The 20641-nt window shown below is 70.9% G+C and carries 20 protein-coding genes and 1 pseudogene; 11 read left to right on the top strand and 10 right to left on the bottom strand.

All coding sequences use genetic code 11. The features are described 5' to 3' along the window. Window positions 1-919: 919 nt before the first annotated feature. The 3 genes from ACWDLG_RS42525 to ACWDLG_RS42515 form a co-directional block, all read right to left on the bottom strand. A complete protein-coding gene (locus ACWDLG_RS42525; protein WP_449930948.1) occupies window positions 920-2149 on the bottom strand; it encodes an MFS transporter in 1230 nt (409 codons plus the stop codon). A 354-nt stretch (window positions 2150-2503) separates the two neighbouring features. Further along, window positions 2504-2809, bottom strand: coding sequence for a hypothetical protein (locus ACWDLG_RS42520; protein WP_449930946.1), 306 nt, complete (start codon window positions 2807-2809; stop codon window positions 2504-2506). 410 nt (window positions 2810-3219) lie between these two features. After that, entirely contained in the window at window positions 3220-3495 is a 276-nt protein-coding gene (locus ACWDLG_RS42515) for a hypothetical protein (RefSeq protein WP_449930944.1), read from the bottom strand. A 468-nt stretch (window positions 3496-3963) separates the two neighbouring features. Here ACWDLG_RS42515 and ACWDLG_RS42510 point away from each other — a divergent pair, with 468 nt between their 5' ends. After that, the gene (locus ACWDLG_RS42510) at window positions 3964-4818 is read left to right on the top strand and encodes a hypothetical protein (RefSeq protein ID WP_449930942.1); all 855 of its coding nucleotides are present in this window, start codon (window positions 3964-3966) and stop codon (window positions 4816-4818) included. A gap of 219 nt (window positions 4819-5037) precedes the next feature. Here ACWDLG_RS42510 and ACWDLG_RS42505 read toward each other — a convergent pair whose 3' ends face one another. Both ACWDLG_RS42505 and ACWDLG_RS42500 read right to left on the bottom strand, forming a co-directional pair. Beyond that, window positions 5038-5250: a hypothetical protein gene (locus tag ACWDLG_RS42505; protein ID WP_449930940.1), complete on the bottom strand. Its 213-nt coding sequence runs from the start codon at window positions 5248-5250 to the stop codon at window positions 5038-5040. 5 nt (window positions 5251-5255) lie between these two features. Further along, a complete protein-coding gene (locus tag ACWDLG_RS42500; RefSeq protein WP_449930938.1) occupies window positions 5256-5594 on the bottom strand; it encodes a hypothetical protein in 339 nt (112 codons plus the stop codon). Between the two features lie 84 nt (window positions 5595-5678). Between ACWDLG_RS42500 and ACWDLG_RS42495 the strand changes: the two genes are divergently transcribed. Then, window positions 5679-5888 carry a hypothetical protein gene (locus ACWDLG_RS42495; RefSeq protein ID WP_449930936.1) on the top strand — a complete coding sequence of 70 codons (210 nt, stop codon included), beginning with the start codon at window positions 5679-5681 and terminating at the stop codon, window positions 5886-5888. A 139-nt stretch (window positions 5889-6027) separates the two neighbouring features. On the opposite strand, the gene ACWDLG_RS42490 is transcribed toward ACWDLG_RS42495, so the two are convergent. The 3 genes from ACWDLG_RS42490 to ACWDLG_RS42480 all read right to left on the bottom strand — a co-directional run bounded on the left by ACWDLG_RS42490 (window position 6028) and on the right by ACWDLG_RS42480 (window position 8588). Continuing rightward, window positions 6028-6783, bottom strand: a complete 756-nt coding sequence (locus ACWDLG_RS42490) for a hypothetical protein (RefSeq protein ID WP_449930934.1) — start codon at window positions 6781-6783, stop codon at window positions 6028-6030. Window positions 6784-7220: 437 nt separating this feature from the next. Continuing rightward, complete coding sequence (locus tag ACWDLG_RS42485; protein ID WP_449930932.1) at window positions 7221-7778, bottom strand: GNAT family N-acetyltransferase; 558 nt, start codon at window positions 7776-7778, stop codon at window positions 7221-7223. A 42-nt stretch (window positions 7779-7820) separates the two neighbouring features. Continuing rightward, complete coding sequence (locus tag ACWDLG_RS42480; protein WP_449930930.1) at window positions 7821-8588, bottom strand: sirohydrochlorin chelatase; 768 nt, start codon at window positions 8586-8588, stop codon at window positions 7821-7823. 272 nt (window positions 8589-8860) lie between these two features. Here ACWDLG_RS42480 and ACWDLG_RS42475 point away from each other — a divergent pair, with 272 nt between their 5' ends. The 5 genes and pseudogenes from ACWDLG_RS42475 to rbsD all read left to right on the top strand — a co-directional run bounded on the left by ACWDLG_RS42475 (window position 8861) and on the right by rbsD (window position 14707). Next, window positions 8861-9859, top strand: a complete 999-nt coding sequence (locus ACWDLG_RS42475) for a LacI family DNA-binding transcriptional regulator (protein ID WP_449930928.1) — start codon at window positions 8861-8863, stop codon at window positions 9857-9859. Between the two features lies 1 nt (window position 9860). After that, complete coding sequence (locus tag ACWDLG_RS42470; protein ID WP_449930926.1) at window positions 9861-11363, top strand: sugar ABC transporter ATP-binding protein; 1503 nt, start codon at window positions 9861-9863, stop codon at window positions 11361-11363. After that, window positions 11353-13259: pseudogene (locus ACWDLG_RS42465) on the top strand (ABC transporter permease/substrate-binding protein). Before ACWDLG_RS42470 ends, ACWDLG_RS42465 begins: the two are co-directional and overlap by 11 nt. 3 nt (window positions 13260-13262) lie before the next feature. Further along, window positions 13263-14321: a ribokinase gene (locus ACWDLG_RS42460; RefSeq protein WP_449930924.1), complete on the top strand. Its 1059-nt coding sequence runs from the start codon at window positions 13263-13265 to the stop codon at window positions 14319-14321. After that, a complete protein-coding gene (rbsD, locus tag ACWDLG_RS42455) occupies window positions 14318-14707 on the top strand; it encodes a D-ribose pyranase (RefSeq protein WP_449930922.1) in 390 nt (129 codons plus the stop codon). Before ACWDLG_RS42460 ends, rbsD begins: the two co-directional genes overlap by 4 nt. 126 nt (window positions 14708-14833) lie before the next feature. Here the strand turns inward: rbsD and ACWDLG_RS42450 are convergent, their stop codons facing one another. Both ACWDLG_RS42450 and ACWDLG_RS42445 read right to left on the bottom strand, forming a co-directional pair. Further along, window positions 14834-15754, bottom strand: coding sequence for an SPFH domain-containing protein (locus tag ACWDLG_RS42450; RefSeq protein WP_449930920.1), 921 nt, complete (start codon window positions 15752-15754; stop codon window positions 14834-14836). A 54-nt stretch (window positions 15755-15808) separates the two neighbouring features. Then, window positions 15809-17092 (bottom strand): MFS transporter, encoded by a 1284-nt coding sequence (locus tag ACWDLG_RS42445; protein WP_449930918.1) that lies wholly within the window; start codon window positions 17090-17092, stop codon window positions 15809-15811. A gap of 92 nt (window positions 17093-17184) precedes the next feature. Between ACWDLG_RS42445 and ACWDLG_RS42440 the strand changes: the two genes are divergently transcribed. From ACWDLG_RS42440 to ACWDLG_RS42425, 4 genes are all read left to right on the top strand, one after another. After that, entirely contained in the window at window positions 17185-17880 is a 696-nt protein-coding gene (locus tag ACWDLG_RS42440; RefSeq protein WP_354920716.1) for a GntR family transcriptional regulator, read from the top strand. An 83-nt stretch (window positions 17881-17963) separates the two neighbouring features. Beyond that, window positions 17964-18923, top strand: coding sequence for a hypothetical protein (locus ACWDLG_RS42435; RefSeq protein ID WP_449930916.1), 960 nt, complete (start codon window positions 17964-17966; stop codon window positions 18921-18923). Window positions 18924-18927: 4 nt separating this feature from the next. After that, complete coding sequence (locus ACWDLG_RS42430; protein WP_449930914.1) at window positions 18928-19926, top strand: WD40 repeat domain-containing protein; 999 nt, start codon at window positions 18928-18930, stop codon at window positions 19924-19926. 62 nt (window positions 19927-19988) lie between these two features. Continuing rightward, a complete protein-coding gene (locus ACWDLG_RS42425) occupies window positions 19989-20528 on the top strand; it encodes an RNA 2'-phosphotransferase (RefSeq protein WP_449930912.1) in 540 nt (179 codons plus the stop codon). Window positions 20529-20641 lie beyond the last annotated feature (113 nt).

Here is a 20641-nt window from a genome sequence, read left to right as displayed (position 1 = left end):
AGTCGAGCATGAGGTTCTCCTTAGGTGGTGTGTTTCCGGGCTCCGGGGAGCTATGTGGATATTTGTACCGAGGAGTCCTTGCATGCCCCTTTCATGGAGTTAACGGATGGCATGCGAGATATCTGCATCGCCGTTCCTGCCGGGGAAGCCGGCGACTCCGGAAACGCTTGCCAGTCCTGGACAACGCCGACTCAGCTCCGTTCCGGCACGGATTCCCGGGGCGCGCGCAGGCTCTTTCCGCCGCGCTTTCATCCCCGCTTCGCCGAATCGGAGGTAAGCAGCGTGGCCTGCGCCAGGCTTCAGAGGCGCATTCTCGCGCCCGCCGGCGCCCGTCGCGGCTCGGGCTCATCACGGGGGCGGCGATGCCGGCGGTGTGACCGGTTTCGTGGACCGTGCGGACCGGGGGCGATGGCGAGCCGACCCTCATCGCGCCAGGTCTGCGAGTGCCGTCAGCAAGGCCGCCGCCACGAACCACACGCGGCCGGGCCGATGAGAGGGCCGGCGTCGCGTGATCTCCGCGCGGCGGAAGGGCGGGAGGAGATCGGCAAGCATGGCCGTGCCGAAACCCGCTGGGCGGTCGGTACGGCGCCGCCGGCCGTTCCGCCTATCCCGGCGGTTCCGCCTATCCCGGCGGTTCCGGCCATCCTGGCGGTTCCGGCCATCCCGGCCGGCACGAGCTGCGGCGTGAGCGGCATGGTGGGCGCGGCCACCCGAAGGCGGTGACTCCGCCCTCGCCGTACGGCATGCCCTTCCCTTCAGCGGCCCCCGCCGGCCCGCGGCCACGCGGTACGCGGTCACGCGGCCACGCGGCCACGCGGCCACGCGGTCACGCGGTCACGCCCGGCCGGCATCGGACGGGGGCCGGCGGTGGGCGGTCGGACGGGACCGCGCCACCGGCCGGACCGAAGAAGCTGCCCGGTTACCGGGCGGCTTGGAGACTGCTTTCGGTCGCCGGCGCGACCCGGCGTCCGGCGAGGCGGGCGGCGGGCGGGACGAGCAGGCCGACGGCCGCCAGCGCGATCCCGAGAACGACCCAGCCACCTTGTCCCCACTCGATGCACAGCGCGGTGACCAGGGCCGGGCCGACGAATTCGGAGCCGCCCATGCCCATGCTGAACAATCCCTGGTACTGGCCGATCGCGTGGGGTGGGGCCAGCGCGAATGACAGCTCGAAGCCTCCGGCGGCATGCCAGAGCTCACCCACGGTGTGCACCACGACGCCGGCCAGCAGCATCGCGGCGGCCGCCCATGGCGGCATGCCGGCCGCGAGCGCGATCATCGTGCAGGAGATCAGGAACGTCGTCCCGGCCCGGCGCATGGCCCGGCCCGCCGCCGCCGGCGTGTCGACGCCTCTGGCGGTCCGTGCCTGGAACAGTCCGACGATGGCGGTGTTGACCAGCATCGTCGCGCTGATCAGCCAGTGCGGGGCGGACGTGGCGGCGACGATCCACAGCGGGACCGCGATGGTGAGCACCTTGAACTGCACGGCCATCAGCCCGTCCAGGACGGTCAGGGTCACGTAGGGGATGTCTCTCAGCGCGATCCATCGCGGCCCGTTGTGTGCCGGTACGGGAGGAGTGGGCGGGAGGAAGGCGACGATCGCCGCCGCGCAGAGGAAGGTCGCGGCCGCGGCGAGGATGAGCGCCACGTAAGCGGGGCGGGTGCCGACCTGGACGGCCCACCCCGCGGGGAGGGTTCCGATGGAGATGCCGATGTTGCTCACCGAGCGCAGCCGGCCGCGGAACTCCTGCGGGCGGTCCGGGCTGTGGTGGGCGATCAGCGGTCCCCGTGCGGCCAGGCCCGCGGTGGAGGCGCACGCGCTCGCGCAGGCCGCAGCGAGTAACCCCCAGAACTCGGTGGCCATGACGAACGCCGCCGTCGCCAGTCCCCCGCACAGCAGGGTGACGATGTAGAGGCCGCGGCCACCGATCCGGTCGGCCAGGTGGCCGCTGGGCGGACCGGCCGCCAGCGACAGCAGGCCCGCGACGCTGAGGGCGGCGCCGACCTGGTGGGCCGGTAGGTGGAGGGCCTGGGTGAAATACAGCACCCCGGCGGTCAGGTAGGCGCCCCTGCCCACGGCGTTGACGAACGTGGCCGCGACGAGGACGCGCTGCGGTCCGGTGGGCGGGATCCAGGAACGTGGTCTCATGCGCGTCGTCGGTGGCTGATCTGGGCGCAGGCGGACGCGCGGGCTTGAGGTCGTGCGAGCGTCGCGACGTCGTCCGCCTGCCGTACATCGGTGGGGTGTTTCACGCTGACCAGACTGATGTAATGGGCTTGTACGACTCAACCCTTACGGCCTGGCCCCGTGAACCTGACCGGACGGCGTCCCGAGTCCACCGGCAAGCGCGCGGACGGCGTGTGGCGCTGGAGAGGCGGGCACGACCATGGGCGGTCGTCGCACACGACAAAGGCGGCCGACGCTCTTCGCGTCGACCGCCTCCGTGGTGGGGTGTCTAACTGCCGGCTGCTGCCCGCTGTGCGGTTGGGCATGATGGCGGGCTCAGTCGTTGCCGATGTTGATGTTGCCGCTGTTACCGCTGCCGCCGTTGCCGCCGGGCTGGTTGCCGCTGGCGCCGTTGGCGTTGCCGCCGTTGCCGTTGCCGATGTTGCCACCGCGGTTGTCGATCTTGATGACCTTCTTGTTGACCTTCTTGACGAACTTGGGCCCGCAGCCGGTGGCTTCGGCGGTATGGGCGACGGTGGTGGTGGGCTGGGCGGCGGCGTGCTGGGCCGACATGGTCACGGGGACGGCCAGGGCGGAGGCGGCGATGGTGGCGGCGGCGAAGGCCTTCTTGAAGTCGAGCATGAGGTTCTCCTTAGGTGGTGTGTTTCTGGGCTCCGGGGAGCTATGTGGATATTTGTACCGAAGAGTCCTTGCATGCCCCTTTCATGCAGTTAACGGATGGCATGCGAAATATCTGCATCGCCGTTCCTGTCGGGGAAACCGGCGATTCGCCGGACCCTTGCGAGCCCTGGACGGGATTCGTTCGGGCAGAGACAGGCCTGCGGGGAGGGTGTACCCGCGGCAGGGCGGTTCGCCGTCGAGCGCGTGAAAGTGGCCGCACGAATGAGAGCGGCCACGGGCCTGAAAGTGGCCACACGCACGCGAGCGGTCGCGCCCATGAGTGGCCGCACGCATGAGAAAGGCGGCCGACGCTGTTCGCGTCGGCCGCCTCTCAGGTGGACCAGGGATCGTGATCCCTGGTCTCATGGGCGTCAGCCGTTGCCGATGTTGATGTCACCGCTGTTGTTGCTGCCGCCGTTGCCGCCCGGAGCGGAGCTGTCGTGGGCGCCGTTGGCGTTGCCGCCGTTGCCGTGGCCGAGGTTGCCGCCCTCGTTGTGGACTTCGACCCTCTTGCCGTGGCCACCGTCGTCTCCCCCCATGACGTAGGAGGTGGCCGCGCTGGCGGGCTGGGCGGCCAGGGCCATCGGAACGACGAGTGCGGAAGCGGCGAGGGTGACGCCGGCGACGACCTTCTTGATGTCGACCATGAGATATCTCTTTCTGTTGGCTGCTCTGGCGAGCTGTGGTGGTGGTGGAGTGAAGCTCTGGTGAGCTATGTCCACATTTCTAGGCCCACTGACTTGCATGCCGGTTTCATGTCAATAGATGAGGATTCGAGTTATATGTCGCAATCGTCGATGTGTCAGGGAAATCGGCGGTTCGTCAAGGTGGCGACGTACTCGGGCAGGACGGCTTTCCCTGTACGGGGGCCGATGACGTCTGCGCACGCCTGGGACGAAAGGGGCTCAGGACGAGGTCATGCTGTCTCGTCATATCTGTGACAGGGTCCCTTGGCGGGAGGGCGGAGCGGCCGAACGGCGCCTGGGGCCCGGCATTCTCGCGCTGGAAGGCGGTCCCACGCACCGAGCCGGTCGGGGGTACGGGTGCCGTGCAGTTCGAGGTCGAGCCGGCCATAGGGTGCGCCGACGATCCGAGGAACCCTCGATAATCTTCGGATGCTGCGATTACTGGTGACGCTCCTGACCGTGACCGCGCTCGCCGGCGGCGACCACCTCCTTTCTCGCCGGCTCACATTCGATGACCACGCCGTCCGTGCCGTCTGGACCTGGCGCACCAGCGGCGCGGCGGAGATCTGGCGCAACGGTTTCGTGCCGACGGAGGACCTGAGCCAGATGCGGCAGGACGTGGCGGAGCGGATCTCGAGTGATGAGGAGTACGGCTTCGCCGTGGCCGTCCCGCTCCCCGCGACTCCGAAGGAGGCATGGATCCGCTGGGACGACGGCTCCACCATGCGGGTTCCCGTGATCAGCGCACGCCAGGCACTGATCGAACTGTCCCCCTACGACATGGAGGCCTCCGCTCAGGACGATCGGGCATACAAGATGACCGCCGCTACCTTCACGACCATGCGCCTGCGGACCCTGCGCGGCATGGCCACTGTTCCGGCGTGGCGGTTGTCCTTCTCGAACCTGCCAGGCCCGGTCGACCACGCCGCGGTCGACCAGGCCACGCTCGGCACCGTCGAGGAGGCCGTCGGTGACCACCTGTCCTCCGACATCAGCGGCTTCGAGGTGCTCGACGAGCGCACGCTGCGGGTGAGCTACGACTACGGCGTCTGCCTCGGTGAGAAGACGCCGACTGTCCGCTTACGGGTCGACGAGCGGCCCGATGTCGTGGTCCTCGGAATCGAGGTCCACACGCACATCGGCAACGGGCTGTGTGTGGGCGTCGGCGCGTCCGGCGAGGGCGTCGTCCGGCTCCAGGAGCCGCTGGGCAGCCGGGTCGTGCTGGATGCGATGAGCTGGCTCCCCGTCTGCCTCCGTTGGTCGGGCCCCTGCCGCGCCGGGTGATCCAGGGCGCTTCCTGGCGCTTACCGCCGCCATTCGGCACAACGGGGCCACCGCCCACCCGATCACGGTCCTTGCCTCGTGCTCTTCACACCCCAGGCGTCCGGCGTTTGGTCAGGAGCAGGAAGAGCGCCCTGAACTGCGATGATGCGAATGGCCCAGGGCTCAGGTGGAGAGCGCACGTCGCCCTCTCCTCAGCGGTGGTGAGGACATCGTGCGTGGTCAGTAGCTGAGTTGCCGCCACTGGCCGGTGGCGAGGTCCAGTTCGGCATAGGCGGCGTCGCCGGGAGTGATGGTGAAGTAGACCCGCCCGTGGCCCTCGGCGACCGACCAAGGTGTCAGGTCGTCGCGCAGGATCCGCACGCCGTCGGCGGTCAGCTCCGCCACGCCGCTCTTGCCCGCGGCGAGGAACAGCCGGCCATCCACCGGGGCCATGTCGATCAGAGACAGTCCGTGGCGGCCCATGACGGTGAAGCCCGGTTCGCCGATCCGCGCAGCACGCGCCCGCCCCGGGACTTGCCGCTGATCAGCACGTCGCCGCCCGGGAGGAACGCGATACCGGTGAATGTGTCTTCGGTGGCCGCCCCGTCCGGATCCTCGAGCACACGCCACCGCTCTCCGTCGAAGTGCAGGATGGTGCTGCCGTACCCCGCCGCGTACACGTCGTCGGCGGCTCGTCCGCGGATGCCGCCGATGGGTTTCCTGAGACCCGGATGGTGCTGGGTCCAGACCTCGCCGTCCCAGTGGTAGAGCACGCCGCCGAAGGTGCCGACATGCACGTCCTGCTCCGAACTCCCCAGATCGCCATCGGGTTGGGGCGCGAGCCGTTGGATTCCTGCGCCGGCAACTCAGCATGCCGCCAGGTGAGATCGCCGTCAGGCACATCGAACTCGAGGTCGGCGATCTCCTCCCCGTCCGGCCAGGCCACCGGCGCCGTGGTCCAGACCAGGCCGGTGGTGCTCGTCAGCCAGGGATTCCCCTGCGGCGAACACCACATCTCGCGCAGCGTGTCGTTCGTGGCCAGGACGTTCTCGGCGGGGCCGTCGCTGCCCGCCGGGCGCCGGAACACGTAGCCGGCGGCATGGGCCGCGTGCCCGGGCTTGTAGACGATCAGCAGGAAGTAGACGGTGCCCTGGACCTCGTGGACGTACAGGATGTCTTCCTGCATGTCGTTGTCGTCAGCCATGACCCCTCTCTGTCTTCCAGGATCTCTTACCTCTTCGGCGGCAGTTCCTCCAGCGGGGCGACGGTGCGCCCACCGCGTACCACCGGCAGCCCCCGCACCAGCCGGTCGATCATATGCTCGTAGCGCAGGCCCGTATCGGCGAGGTAGAGGTCCTCCCCGGGGTCGTCGCCGTCGGCGATGAGGACTTCTGGCACCAGAAGATCGGACAGGCCGACGCGCGCCGCCGGATCCTCGACGGCCAGGCCACAGCCGTCGAGGTCGAGATAGTCGGGCACCAGAGCCCGCCCGCGCAGACGTCCGCCGATCTCGGGAAGGAACTCGTCCCACATGATCGCCAGAGTGGCACGCAGGTCACCGAGGACGTCGACGTGTTGGTCGGTGGAGTTGCCGAGGAAGGTCTCGACGTGGATGTCGCCCTGGACCAGGAGGTGTGAGGTGCCGGTGAGGACGAGGTTGGCAGCTTTCAGGTCGCCGAGCACGATCAGCGACGGGCTGCCGTGGTCCAGGTTGAGGATGTTGCCGTCGACGTGGAGGTCGCCGTCGATGACGTATCCGGAGACCGCGCCGTCGATTCCCTCGTACTCGGGTCGGCCGCCTGCCTTGATCCAGGGATTCTGGTGCCGGTACTGGTGGTCGTCCAGCCAGAGCGAGCCGGGCAACGCCGCAGGCCCCGGGTGCAGGATGTACTCGTCCTCGTCCAGGTTGTCGTAGGACGCTTTCGGGAAGCCGCGACGCTCGAACAGAGCGACCGCCTCCGCCCATGTCTGGTAGATCGTCTCCATGGCCGGCACACTAGGCGCCTGCACTGACATCCCACCAACCCCGGCACACCCTCAAACCCGTTACGTACTTCTACTGACGATCACCAGCCCCGAAGTGGTGGCCGATCGGGGCGCACCACCGCTCGACTGTGGGCTCCAAGCCCGACCTATCCGCGCGGGTTCTCAGGACTGCTCGTCCAGGTGTTCCAAGCGGGGTCAGTCGGCGAGGCGGGTCAGATGGAAGTGACTGCCTGAGCGGGCGGGCCGCTCGGGGATCGCCGGGGCGCCGGTCCGTCATCGCCGGTCCGCCGTCGCAGGCCGGGCGACGTCGCGCTCGGACCCGACAGGAACGGCTCGCCGTACGGGACGGCTGAAGAGGACGGCCGGCGGTCCGCGCGTCGGACCGGGAGGAGCGAACGGCGGCGCGGCCGGCGGCCACTCTCCAGGCAGGTGAAGGGTCAGAGGGCGCGGTCGGCGGGCCACTCGTCGGACAGGGCGGAGTGGACGATGGAGTCGCGCCACCCGTGCGGCGTGTGGACGTGGTGGCGGATGCGGCCTTCCTCGACCATTCCCGCCACCAGCATCGCGAGCTGGGCCGCGGTGTTGGCCGGAGCGCGGGCGCCCCAGATGCGGTGCAGGCCGAGGTGCTTGAAGCCGAAGGTCAGCACCAGCCGGAACAGGTCGGTGCCGATGCCGCGCCCCCACAGGTCGGGCCTGAGACCGAGGCCGATCTCGGCGCTGTGCGGGTGGTCGGCCTCGATGTGCAGGCGGGCCACGCCGATCACGTCGTGGCCGTCGGCCTCGGTGACGGCCAGCACGTACAGGCGGCGGGGGCTGGCGAGGGCCGCCGCGACCGCCTCGCTGACGATCTCGACGACCTCCGCGCGGGTCCGCGGGTCGAACGGCAGGTGCTGGGTCGCGGCGGGATCGCCGTAGACGGCATGCAGAGCGTCGACGTCCTCGGCCGACACCTCGCGCAGCCCCAGCCGCTTGCCGGTGACGTGGACGCTGCGCATGCGCAGACGGTAACGCCTAGGGGACGATCTTCACAAGTGTTGTCAAGTCGCCAGTTGACTGCCGTAAGCTCGCGCGACAAGTTCGGCCACCGCGCCGTGGGCGCCGAGAGGGTCGGCGTAGCCCGCCTTGACGCTCGCGGCCGCCGACTCCAGCACGGAGGCGTCGGTCTCGTGGCCGATCAGGCAGGGGGAGATGGCCAGGCGCTCGGCCCCGGCGGCGCGCAGGCGCTCGGCGGCCACGGCCACGCCGGGTTCGCTGTCGAGCGAGGCGGCCACGACGGGCAGCGTCAGGCGGGAGGCCAGCAGGACGGCGGTGGCCTGCGCGGCGTGGACGGCCTGCTCCCCGCCCACGGTGCCGAGGATGACGGCGTCGACGGGGCTGGAGACGCTGAGCAGGCGCATGCGGTCGGCCCTGGCCAGCTCCTTCTCGGCGAGCTTGATGTGCAGGGCCTCGGCCAGCAGCGGGTGCGGGCCGAGTGCGTCGGTGACGGTCGCGTCGCTGCCGGTCGCGGCGATGATCTTGGTGGTCTCCTCGGTGACGCGAGGGTCGGACCAGAGCGTCAGGGGGACCACGATCGCGCCGCGATCCTGGGGGAGCTGGTCTGCCAGGTCATGGAGTGTGGCCAGCCGCACCTCGATGTGCGGGTTGTCGACCCGGACCAGCGCGGCGATCTCGGCGGCCGGCTCGCCGGCGTCGCCAGGATTGACGAGCAGCAGGACGGGGGCGTCCGGTGGCAGGGACGTGGGAACGGGCCGGCGGTGGCGACCGCCGCCGGGCCGGGGGGAACGTTCACGTACAGGCAGGCTCACGGCGCGGAGTTTATGGCTATTTGGAAAGCCGCGTGCCCGAAAACGGCGGCGATTGCATTACAACCTCACCAGTCTCACCGGCCAGTCGGGTGACTGAGATCGCATCGTGACATCCCTGGAGTAAGGCGAGCGCTTGCTCGGGTCAGGCGGCCGTCCCCATCACCACATCTCCCGAAATATCCGGTCAAATGTGATGCGGGTCACATCTTTTTGCCGTTTACTTCCATGTAATCGATTACCTAAGGTGATGTAATCGATTTCATGGAGGACGCATGGCACGCATCAAGGACGTGGCCGCACACGCGGGCGTCTCGGTGGCCACGGTGTCCCGCGTGCTGAACGACCACCCGTCGGTCACCCCGGAGACCCGCGACCGCGTCTACGCCGCCATGTCGGCGCTGCGGTACGTGCCGAACGCCGTCGCCCGGTCGCTGCGCACCGAGGCGACCAGGACACTCGGCCTGATCATCGGCGACATCCTCAACCCGTTCTTCACCGAACTGGCCAGGGGAGTGGAGGACGAGGCCAGGCGCGCGGGCTACACCGTCATCATCGGCAACGCCGACGAGCGGGCCGAGGAGCAGGACCACTACGTGCGCACCCTGGTGGGACAGCGCGTCGACGGCCTGCTCATCTGCCCCACCGCCGAGGTGACCCCGCTGGTGCAGGAGCTCGTCTCCACCGCCAGGCCGCTGGTCTTCCTCGACCGCACGATCAGCGGCCTCGACGTGCCGTTCGTGCGCGCCGACGGAGCACGCGCCATCGCCGGGCTGGTGGCGCACCTGAAGGAGATGGGTCACCGCAGGATCGCCTTCGCCTCCGGCCCGGCCACCCTGTCCACCGGCCGGGAACGGACCGACGCGTTCGTCGCGGCGATGACCGGGGCCGGCCTCGAGGTCAGGCCGGACTACCTGGCCGCCGGCGACTTCCGCGAAGGCAGCGGAAGGGCGATCACCGCACGCCTGCTCGACCTGGCCGAGCCGCCCGAGGCGATCTTCTTCGGCGACAACCTGATGACGCTGGGCGGCCTCGACGAGATCAGGGCGCGCGGCCTCCGCATCCCCGACGACGTGGCCGTCGCCTCCTTCGACGACGTGACGTGGTTCGTCCACGTCGACCCCCCGATCACCGCGATCGCCCAGCCGACCGCCGAACTCGGCCGCCGGGCCGTACGGCTGCTGCTCGACCGCGTCGCGGGACGGCCGGCGGAGTCGGTGGCGCTGCCCGCCGAGCTGGTCATCCGCAGGTCCTGCGAGAGGAAGGGTGCGTGAGATGAGCCAGGAGATCCTCAGGGTCGAGGGCCTGCGCAAGCGTTTCCCCGGTGTCCTCGCCCTCGACGGGGTCGATCTGGCCCTGCGCACGGGCGAGGTGCACGTGCTGCTCGGCGAGAACGGCGCGGGCAAGAGCACGTTGATCAAGATGCTGTCCGGCGCCTACCACCCGGACGAAGGGCGCATCCTGCTCGACGGCCGGCCGGTCGACATCCGTACGGCCGGCGACGCCCAGCGGCTCGGCATCGCCACCATCTACCAGGAGTTCAACCTGGTGCCCGACCTGACCGTCGGCGAGAACCTCTCGCTCGGCCGCCCGCCGCGCCGGTTCGGTTTCGTCGACGTCAAGGCCATGCACGACAAGGCCAGGGAACTGCTCGACCGGGTCGGCCTGGACGTCGATCCCCGCACCAGGATCGGCACGCTCGGCATCGCCCGCATGCAGATGGTCGAGATCGCCAAGGCGCTGGCGCTGGACGCGCGCGTCCTCATCATGGACGAGCCGACCGCCGTGCTGACCACGAGCGAGGTCGACAGGCTGTTCGCCATCGTCAGGCAGCTGCGCGACAACGGCGTGGCCGTCGTGTTCATCACCCACCACCTCGAGGAGATCGCCCAGATCGGCGACACGGTGACGGTCCTGCGCGACGGGCGTTCGGTGGCCGAGGTGCCCGCCGACACGCCGCAGGACGAGCTGGTCCGGCTCATGGTCGGCAGGCCCATCGACCAGCAGTACCCGCGCGAGGCCGAGCCGCCCGGGCGGCCGCTGCTCAAGGTGGAGGGGCTGACCAGGCGTGGCGCGTTCGAGGACGTCTCCTTCGAGGTGCGGGCGGGCGAGGTCGTCGGGCTCGCGGGGCTGGTGGGCGCGGGCCGTACCGAGCTCGCCCGGGCGATCTTCGGCGCGGACCGTTACGACGAGGGCGAGGTCACGGTCGGCGACAGGCGGCTGCCGCGCGGCGACATCGACGCGGCCATGGAGGCGGGACTCGGCCTGGTGCCGGAGGACCGCAAAGGCCAGGGGCTGGTGCTCGGCGCCGACATCGCCGAGAACCTCGGCCTGGTCACCCTCGGAAGGGCCAGCCGCGCCGGTTTCGTCGACCGCACCGGCCAGCGCAAGGCGGCGGCCAAGGTCGCCGGGCAGCTCGGCGTCCGGATGAGTGGCCTGGAGCAGGAGGTCCGCACGCTCTCCGGCGGCAACCAGCAGAAGGTCGTCATCGGCAAGTGGCTGCTGGCCGACGTCCGCGTGCTCGTCCTCGACGAACCCACGCGCGGCATCGACGTGGGCGCCAAGGTCGAGATCTACCAACTGATCAACTCACTCACCGCCTCGGGTGACGCCGTCCTCATGATCTCCAGCGATCTCCCCGAGGTGATCGGCATGAGCGACAGGGTGCTGGTCATGGCCCGGGGCAGGCTCGTCGGCGAACTCCCCGCTGACGAGGCGACACAGGACGCGGTGATGGCGCTGGCCGTCACCGAGGTGGAGGGTACTCGTGTCCGATAAAGCGAGAGGCTGGCTCTCGGAGAACGGCGCGCTCGTCGCGCTCGTCGTCCTGGCGGTCGCGTTGTCGCTGCTGTCCAGCGACTTCCTCAGCGTGAGCAACCTGCTCAACGTGGGCGTGCAGGCGGCCGTGACCGCCATCCTCGCCTTCGGCGCCACATTCGTGATCATCACCGGCGGCATCGACCTGTCGGTCGGCTCGGTGGCGGCGCTCTCGGCGATCACGCTGGCCTACCTGTCCACCACCTCGGGCCTGCCGTGGCCGCTGGCCACGCTGCTCGGGCTGGCCGTCGGCGTGGCGTGCGGCCTGGCCAACGCCGCGCTCATCGCGTACGGCAAGCTTCCCCCGTTCATCGCCACCCTGGCCATGCTCGGCATCGCCAGAGGCCTCGCGCTCGTCATCTCCGAGGGCAGCCCGATCGCCATGCCGGACGCGGTCTCCCACGTGGGCGACACCGTCGCCGGCTACCTGCCGGTCCCCGTCCTGGTGATGCTCGTCATGGGCGTCATCGCGGCGGTCATCCTCAACCGCACCTACGCGGGCCGGGCGATGTACGCGATCGGCGGCAACGAGGAGGCCGCCCGGCTGTCCGGCATCAAGGTCAACCGGATGAAGCTCGTCACCTACGCCCTGTCGGGCGGCTTCGCCGCCGTGGCGGGCATCGTCCTGGCCAGCCGGTTGGCCTCCGCCCAGCCGCAGGCCGCGGCCGGATACGAGCTGGACGCCATCGCCGCCGTCGTCATCGGAGGAGCCAGCCTGTCCGGCGGCAAGGGCCGGGCCTTCGGCACCTTCGTCGGCGCGCTCATCCTCGCCGTCCTGCGCAACGGCCTCAACCTCCTGTCCGTCTCCGCCTTCTGGCAGCAGGTCGTGATCGGCGTGGTGATCGCCCTGGCGGTCCTCGTCGACACCCTGCGCCGCAGATCAGCCAACTGAGGGGAAGCACCATCATGAAACTCGGCATCATCGCGGCAGGCGCCGCGCTCGCGCTCGGTCTCGCCGCCTGCGGTTCCGGCGGTTCCAGCGGTTCCGGCGGCTCCACTCCCGCCGGCGGCTCCGGCGACATCAAGATCGGCATGTCGATCTCCACTCTGAACAACCCCTACTTCGTGCAGCTGCGCGCCGGCGCGGAGGAGGAGGCCAAGAAGCTCGGCGTCGCGCTGACCGTCACCGACGCCCAGAACGACGCCTCCCAGCAGGTGAACCAGGTCCAGAACTTCACCAGCCAGAACATGAAGGCGATCGTCATCAACCCGGTCGACTCCGACGCCGCCGCGCCCGCCGTCAAGGCGGCCGACCGGGTCAGCATCCCGGTGATCGCCGCCGACCGCGGCGTCAACGGCGCCGAGGTGGCGCAGACCGTCGCCTCCGACAACGTCGCGGGCGGCAAGCTGGCCGCGCAGGAGCTGGCCAAGCAGATGGGCGAGAAGGGCAAGGTCGTGGTACTGCAGGGCGTGCCCGGCACCTCCGCCTCGCGCGACAGGGGCCAGGGCTTCACCGAGGGCATCAAGGCCTACCCGAACATCCAGGTGGTCGCCCAGCAGCCCGCGGACTTCGACCGCACCAAGGGCCTGGACGTCATGACCAACCTCCTGCAGTCGCACCCCGACATCACCGGCGTGTTCGCGGAGAACGACGAGATGGCACTCGGCGCCATCAAGGCGCTCGGCGCGAAGGCCGGCGCGGAGGTCAAGGTCGTCGGCTTCGACGGCACGCCCGACGGGCTGAAGGCCATCCAGGCCGGCACGCTCGCCGCCAGCATCGCCCAGCAGCCCAAGCTCCTCGGCCAGCAGGCCGTCGGCAACGCGGTCAAGGCGGCCAAGGGCGAGAGCCTGCAGAAGGTGGTCGCCGTTCCGGTGAAGGTCGCGACCAAGGACAACCTCTCCGAGTTCACGAGCTGAGCCATGGACGTGGTGGTCGTGGGGTCGGTCAACGCCGATCTCGTGGTGCGGGTCGACCGGCGGCCCGCACCAGGTGAGACGGTGCTGGGCTCCGACCTCGGCACCTTTCCCGGCGGCAAGGGCGCCAACCAGGCCGTCGCGGCCGCCAGGCTCGGCGCGCACGCGGCCCTGCTGGCCAGGACCGGATCCGACCAGTACGGCACGCGCCTGGCCGCGGGGCTGGCCGCCGAGGGCGTCGACACCGGGCACGTCCTGTCCACCGACGGGCCCAGCGGGGTCGCGCTCATCACCGTCGGCGCCGACGGCGACAACAGCATCATCGTCTCGCCGGGCGCCAACGCGCGCCTCACATCGGCGGACGTGGCGGCCGCGGCGCCGCTGCTGGCGGAGGCGCCGGTGGTCTCGCTCGTGCTGGAGATCCCGCTCGACACCGTGACGGCGGCGGCCCGCGCCGCCCGCCGGGCGGTGCTGAACGCCTCCCCGCCGAGAGAACTGCCCGCCGAGCTGCTGGCGCTGGCCGACCCGCTGGTGGTCAACGAGCACGAGGCCGCCTTCCTGCTCGCCGTCGCGCCCGAGGTCCCAGGCATGGCGGCCGGCGTTCCCGACGACCCCGTCGGGCCTGTCGCCGTGCCCGCTGCCGTGCCCGCTGCCGGGGCCTCGGCTCCGGCCCGCTCCGGGGACCTTTCCGAGGCCGCAGAGGGGGCCGCCGAGGGGGCCGCCGAGAGGGGCGCGGAGGGGGCCGCGCAGGGGGCCTCGGAGCGGGCCGCGGGGATGGCTCGGGCGCTGCTCGGGCTCGGTGCGCGGTCGGTGGTGGTGACGCTGGGCGCGGCGGGCGCCGTGGTGGCGGAGAAGGAGGGGGCCGCCGTCACCGCCGTGCCGAGCCCTCGGGTGGAGGCGGTCGACACCACCGGGGCGGGCGACGCCTTCACCGGCGCGCTCGCCTGGCGCCTGGCCCGCGGCGACAGCCTGACCGAGGCTGCCGCCTTCGCCGTGCGGGTGGGCGCGGCCGCCGTGCGCCGTGAAGGCGCGCAGAGCTCGTATCCGCGGCTGGAGGAGTTGTGAAGCGCTCGGGGATTCTCAACGGCGCCCTGGCCGGGCAGCTCGCCAGGCTCGGCCATACCGACCAGGTGCTGGTCTGCGACAGCGGGATGCCGATCCCGCGTGAGGTCGAGACCGTCGACCTGGCGTTCGTGGCCGGCGTGCCGTCCTTCGCCGCCGTGCTGGACGGATTGCTGGCCGAGCTCGTCGTCGAGGGCGCGGTGGCCGCGGGAGAGGTGGCCGAGGCCAACCCCGCCTGCGCGGCCATCCTCGCCGACCGGCTGCCCGGCCTCGTGCACGTGCCGCACGAGGAGCTCAAACGCATGGCCGGGAAGGTCAGGCTCGCCGTGCGGACGGGTGAGGCACGGCCGTACGCCAACGTCATCCTGCGCTGCGGCGTCTCCTTCTGACCCCGGCCCCGCCGCGACCGGCCGTGCCGCGACCGGCCCCGCCGTGACCTGGCGGCCCGCGGAATCGGGGCGCCGGGCCGCGGCGGGGCGGGGAGGGCTGGGCTGAGCCGGCGCGGTGTGACCCGGTCAGCGTGACGGGACGACGACCGACTGCGGGTTGCCCGGCGCGTAGACGGTGATGCCCTGCGGCAGCGACCGCAGCTTCTCGATCTCCGCGCAGGCCGGGCAGGCGTCGTAGCCGTCCTGTCTGGCCCGGTTCGCCGCCGCCTCCGCCTTCGCCTGCGCGACCTTGGCCTGGGCCTCGGAGACGGCGGCGTTGGCGGCCAGTGACCGGTCGACCGCCTGCTGCACGGCCAGGGGGAGCGTCACCCGGGCCAGCGTGAAGCGCAGCCCGGTCAGGTAGTCGCCGCCGAGCGTGGCGGGCAGGTCGCGGGCCAGGGCGCGGTTGACCCCGTCCTGCACCTGCGCGATGGTCGCGTTGCTGTCCTGGGCGCGCAGCGCGGAGCTGTTCAACAGCGAGCACGAGGGCACGAGCTCGGCGCAGCGCATGCCCCCGACCTGGACGCGCAGCGCGTTGTCGATGACCGGCCTGACGGCCTGGCCGAAGAAGGCCGCCCAGCCCTCCTCGCCGTCCCAGGCGTACCGGCCGCCCCGGTAGGTGCGGGTGCCGTACTTGTCGTCGAAGCTCTTGAGCGTCTCGGGGTCGAGGGTGAGGGTGAAGTAGAGCGTGCCTTCGATGCCGAGGTTCACCCCGTCGCTGCTCGGCACCGTCACCACGTCCACGCCGAGCGCGGTGGCCCGCTTGGGGTCGGCGGTGATGGTGTAGAAGCGCTGCTGGGCGGGATAGGTGTGCACCGCCGACCACCAGCCGGTCCAGGTGAGGCCGGAAGCGGGCGGGATGACCTGGCGGACCCGGTTGTCGTCGAGCGGGCCGCCGTCGCGCACGACCGCGACCTGCCCTCCGCTGGTGCTCTCGAAGCCGTGGGCCAGCCCGACGAGGGTGGGTAACGCGACCACGACGGCGATGACGATCAGGGTGATTCTCACGGGAGCCTCCCTGGTGGGCGGCGGTGGCAGCCGCCGCCCACGTCCCTTTCGCGGCTATCCGATGGTTTCGGGAACGGGCTTGTGCACGTCCTCGCTCCCGGGCGCGATGGCGAGGCCGAAGGCGGTGACGGCCAGGGCGATCACCACGTAGACGGAGACGGCGAGGGTCGTCTGGTAGGTGGCGTGGAGCTTGAGCGCGATGATCGGGGCGATGGCGCCGCCGACGATGCCGGCCACCTGGTAGCCCATCGACGCGCCGCTGTAGCGCAGGCGGGTGCTGAACAGCTCGGCGATGAAGGCGGCCTGCGGGCCGTACATCGCCGCGTGGGTCACCAGCGCGACCACGGCCGCCAGCACGATGAGCGGGAAGGACCTGGTGTCGAGCAGCTGGAAGAAGACGAACACCCAGACGGCCGCGCCGATCACGCCCGCGAGGTAGACGGTGCGCCTGCCGTACCGGTCGGAGAGCGCGCCGAACAGCGGGATCAGCACGAGCTGGCAGGCCGAGCCGATGAGGACGGCGTTGAGGCCGACCGAGCGGTCCATGCCGAGCACGGTCGTGAGGTAGAGCAGGATGTAGATGGTGAAGGTGTAGAAGGCCACGTCGACGCCGATGCGTGCGGTGAAGGCCGACAGCAGCGCGCGGGGGTGCCTGCGCAGCACCTCGATCAGCGGCATCCTGGCCTTGGCGCCCTTCCGCTCCACCTCCTGGAACAGCGGCGACTCGGTGATCTTCACCCGGACCCAGAGGCCGACCAGCACCAGCACGCCCGACAGCAGGAACGGCACCCGCCAGCCCCATGACAGGAAGGCCTGCTCGGACATGGTGGCGTCCAGGATGCCCAGCAGGGCGGTGGCCAGGATGAAGCCCGCGGGGACGCCGACCTGCGGCCAGCTGGCGTTGAAGCCGCGCCGCCGCGGGTCGCCGTGCTCGATGGACATGATGACCGCGCCGCCCCACTCGCCGCCCAGGCCGAGGCCCTGGACGAACCTGAGCGCGCCGAGGAGGACCGGTGCCGCCGCCCCGATGGCGTCGTAGGTCGGCAGCACGCCGATGAGGAAGGTCGAGATGCCCATCACCAGCAGCGTGACCACGAGCACCGTCTTGCGGCCGACCTTGTCGCCGAAGTGGCCGAAGACGATGCCGCCGAGCGGGCGGGCCACGAAGGCGACGGCGTTGGTGACCAGGGCGAGCAGGGTCGCGTTGAGCGGGTCGAAGGTCGGGAAGAACAGCTTGCCGAACACCAGCGACGCCGCCGTGCTGTAGAGGAAGAAGTCGTACCACTCCAGCGACGTGCCGATCAGGCTGGCGAGGATCACTCGCCGCGTCTGGTGCATAGTCATCGCTCCTAGAGGCGGGGGTGTTCTTTTGAATCTAAGGATCGTTGAACAATTCGACAAGGGTTTTGTTCGATGATTCCCTGAGGGGTGTGGAGAACGTGGTCGCGGCGCTTGAACACGAACGGGTCCGTCTGGGGCGCAGCAGCACGGCCGAGCGAGTGGCCGACATCCTGCGCGAGCACATCATCGAGGGGCTGTTCGCCCCCGGCCAGCGGCTGTCGGAGGAGGCCATCGGCAACGCGCTCGGCGTCTCCCGCAACACCCTCCGCGAGGCTTTCCGGCTCCTCGGCCACGAGCGGCTGCTCGACCACAAGCTCAACCGCGGCGTCTTCGTCCGCGTGCTGTCGGCCGCCGACGTCGCCGACCTCTACCAGATGCGCCGGGTTCTCGAAGGGGCCGCGGTACGGCGCACCGCCTCGCCCGAGGCGCTGGCCCTGATCAAGGAGACGGTGGAGGAGGCCGAGCGGTCCGCGCTGGCCGACCGCTGGCAGGACGTCGGCACCGCCAACAGCCGCTTCCACCAGGCGCTGGTCGCGCTCCACCGCAGCCCGCGGCTGAACGAGGCGATGCGCCAGCTGCTGGCCGAGCTGCGCCTGGTCTTCCACGTCATGAGCAATCCGCGCGCGCTGCACGAGCCGTTCGTCGAGCGCAACCGGCAGCTGCTGGAGCTGCTGGCGGCGGGGCGGGCCGACGAGGCCGGCACCTTCCTCGAGAGCTACCTCGACGACGCCGAACGGCTGCTGCTGCACGCCTACGAGCCGCTGGACGCGTCGGGCACGCGATGACCGGCTGAGCCAAGCCGTGTCCCAGCTGTGACCAACCTCTACGCCTCGCCGGCAGTCCAACCCGGTGAAGGAGGAGAGGCACCATGCGAAGGACACTTCTGGGGGCGGCGGTGGTCGCGGTGGCGGCCGCGGGACTGCCCGCCCTGGCCCACGCCGACAGTGCGGGGACGGCCGGCGCCGCGTGGGTGGGCTCGTGCGTCAGCCCGGACGAGAGCAGCCGCGCCTGCGGGGCCTGGCGGTTACGGCTGCGCTCGGGCAAGCAGGTCACGGTCGCCGACGCGGCCGCCACCTCGGTCGACGCCTACGGGCGCGCGACCGACGAGACCGGCGCGTTCGCCGTCAGCGCCGACGGCCGGTGGATCGTCTACGAGCGCAGGAGCGACCACCGCCTGGCCGTGCGCAGGGCGGCAGGCGGCCGCGTCACGCTGCTGCCCAAGTCGCTGACCAGGCTCGGCACCGACGTCCTGACGGTCCGGCTGTCGCCCTCGGGCGACCGGGTCCTGCTGGAGTACGACGACACCGACGCCAAGGAGCCCGGCAAGATCGTCACGGTGGCCACGGGGAAGATCGTGAAGCTGCCGGCGGGGGACGATCTAAAGGGCTTCAGCGCCGACGGCGACGAGGTGCTCGCCCAGCGCTACAACAACGACAACACCACGACGCTGCTCGCCGTCGGGCTGGACGGCAGCAGGTTCGCGCAGGTCCCGCCGCAGGTGGTGATCAACGCCGCCACGCGGGCGCTGGCGGCCGACGGCCGCACGGTGGCGGTGCTCGCGGGGGAGAAGCCCAGGCTGCGGCTGTACGACCTGAGCACGGACCGGCTGGCCGCGGCGGTCGACGTGCCGCTGCCCAAGGGCAGCGAGGTCTACCACGTCCAGTGGAGCGGCGCCGACCGGCTGACGGTCAAGACGCAGTCGGGCGGGGACGACAAGCCGACGGTGGTACGGGTGCTCACCGTCGACACGGCGACGGGCGCGGTCAAGCCCGTGGAGACCTTCACGTTCACCGCCAGGCAGCACGCCTGGATGACGGCGGGAGAGTGACGAGATGAAGCTCAGGATCCTGGCGGCCGTCGCCGTCGCCCTGGCGGTGCTCGGCGTGCCGGGCCAGGCCGCGGTCGCCGGCCCCGGTCAGGCGCCGGGTCACGACCGGGGACATGACCACGCCCAGAGCAGGGGCGACGCCATCCGCTACGCCTCCGCCCAGGGCTGCCCGCAGAAGGACGGCACCGTCGTGCCCTGCGGCACCTGGCGGCTGGTCTCCCACAAGGGCGAGGTCACGCCGCTGAAGGACGCGCAGCTGCGCGCGCTGGGCGCGGACGGCAAGCCTGTCGACTACGCCGTCGCGCCCGTCGCGGTCTCCGGCGACGGCACCCGGGTCGCCTACTTCGCCAAGGCCGGCCACCTGGCCGTCCGCACCGTGAAGGGCGGTGTCCGCGTGCTGCCGAAGGACGCGCTGCCACCCAGGACCAGCCAGTACGACGTGACGCTGCAGCTGTCCGACGACGGGGCCAGGCTCGCCGTCGTCGCCGGCAGGGCGCAGGTGTTCGACACCGCGACCGGCGCCAGGCTCGGGACGCTGCCCAGGAACAGCGTCTTCGTCGGCTTCAGCGGCGACGGGGAGAAGGTGCTGGCCACCATGGACGGCGCGGAGTCGGTGCTGGAGATGCACGTCTACGATCTGGCGGGCCGGCGGCTGCTGAGCGACACGCCGCCGCAGCTGGTGTCGGCCAACGGCCCGCACGCGCTGCACGCCGACGGCAGGACGATCGCGGTGCTGGTCGGGGGGACCAAGGTGAAGCTCTACGACCTGGCGGACGGCCAGGTCGTCGGAGGCCACGCGATCAAGCTGCCCAAGGAGGGCACGGTCCACAAGCTCGACTGGACCGGCGACAACCAGGTGACCCTGCACGTCTCCCAGTACCCCACGGGCAAGGCCACCAGGATGACCGTCCTGCAGCACGACGTGACCTCGGGCGCGACCAGGGTCCGCGACAGCTACTCGATGCTCACGGACACGTTCGTCTTCGCCGCCTGCGGCGGCTGAGCGCGGCCCCGCCCGCCGTACCCCCTTTGCCGGGTACGGCGGGCGGTCGGCACAATGCCCGCATGACCGACAGGACCGTGCGGATCTCCAAGTACCTGGCCAGGCACCTGCGCCACGACCCCGCCGCCATCGGGATCACGCTGGACGAGCGCGGCTGGGTGCCGATCGACGAGCTGCTGGCGGCCGCGGCCAGGCACGGCTTCCCCATCACCAGGGATGAGCTCGACACGGTGGTGGCCGACAACGACAAGCGGCGCTACGCGATCAACGGCGACCGCATCAGGGCGAGCCAGGGCCACTCCGTGCCCGTCGACCTGGGACTGGCGCCGGTGGAGCCGCCGCACGTCCTCTACCACGGCACCGTCGGGCGCAACCTGGCCGCCATCAGGCGCTCGGGCCTGCTGCCGATGACCAGGAGGCACGTCCATCTGTCGGCCGACAGGCAGACGGCGGTGCGGGTCGGCTCCCGGCGCGGCGTCCCGGTGGTGCTGGTCGTCGACGCGCGGGCGATGCACACGGCCGGTTACGAGTTCGTGGTCAGCGCCAACGGGGTGTGGCTCACCGACGCCGTGCCGGCTGCTTACCTGCGGTTCCCCGACTGATCGGTGCAGACAGGGGGATGGACGAGGGTCCTGCGGGTGGCCGGAGGGCGCGCGCGCTGAGACGGCGCCGTCGCGGCCCGGGGGAACGTTCTGCGGGGGAACGTACTGCGGGG

This window comes from Nonomuraea sp. NPDC003727, from assembly GCF_053586935.1.
Note: the sequence above shows the minus strand (reverse complement) of the source record. Positions and strands in the feature narration are given on the sequence as shown.